The organism is bacterium, assembly GCA_021159335.1.
Taxonomy (GTDB): Bacteria; UBP14; UBA6098; order B30-G16; family B30-G16; genus JAGGRZ01.
The window spans coordinates 1-1,130 of sequence record JAGGRZ010000078.1 but is presented as its reverse complement, the minus strand read 5'-3'; the positions used below and the strand labels follow the sequence as shown (position 1 = coordinate 1,130).

At 46.3% G+C, this 1,130-nt stretch carries 1 protein-coding gene; it reads left to right on the top strand.

Features of this window, described 5'->3' with window-relative positions; genetic code table 11:
- Window positions 1-1,130 (top strand): hypothetical protein (locus J7J62_04580; GenBank protein ID MCD6124429.1); only part of this gene is annotated, 1,130 nt, incomplete at both ends.

The following is a 1,130-nucleotide window of genomic DNA, read 5'->3' as shown; positions in this document are numbered from 1 at the left end:
TACACTTTATAGGGGCAATAAGGCTACGGTTACTGACACTATTGTGGCTTATGATAATTTCAAGGTTTACGGTGAGCTTATTGCGGACTCAATTCAGGCAGTGGGGAATGTAATATCGATAAAGGACAGCATAGATGTTAACGGGACGGTGACGGCAGATAGCATTAATGTGGCGAATGGTGTTGCGATAAATTCGGGTGACCTTTACATAGGCGGGCAGGCACTTAGTCAGGACGGTGGCGCCACACTTGTGGGTTACACGAACACGAGTTATGCAGCATTCTCCCCATCTGCTAACAATGTGGATGCTGCATTGGATGAGCTTGTGGGTGATATTTACTCTGGCAATGGTAATATTAATCACAGTCTGCAGCGGGCGTATGAGGATGGTGCGACGATAAATCTGGATGGGACTGTGGGTTCGATAAGAATAAACGATAGCAATGACCAGAACATATTATTTGTTAAAGAGACCGTTAATTCATCAGCCCCAAGTTATGCTATAAGGTCCGATTTTGACCTTGCGGGCAATACAGCTAATAGTTCTACTGGTAGCAATGCGATATCGGGCTGCATTTGGGATAACCAGAGTAGCTGGAGTAAGCGTGCATTGGGGGCTATAGGTTCTGGCATACATAAGGTTGTTGGTAGTGTTACATATGATGGTTATTCTGGGGTTACGGGTTCGTATTTCTCTACAAGTGCGAATGACACGGTGGCAGGTGCGTTGGGTTCGCGGTTGGATGCTACGGTGGGAGCTATAACTACACATCTTTACACTGGGGTTCGAGGTTATGTTGATGCTTCTCATCGTAGTTCGTCGGATTATTATGCAGGTTATTTTGAGGGCAGGGTTAAGGTTTCCTCTGGAGAGCTTATAGCCTCTAAGATAACTTCGGACACGGTTTATGCGGGTGATTTCAGCGATGTTACAGATACGCTTTATTTGTGGGACAATCTGTTTGTGCACGGTGAGCTTATTGCGGACTCAATTCAGGCGGTGGGAAGCACGATACTTGTTACCGATAACATTCTTGTATCAGGTGGCAACCGTTATTATGGCACGGATGCGACGGGTGCGGACTCGTTCTGGATTTACGATGATGGAGATACCACGAGGTTTGACTCCG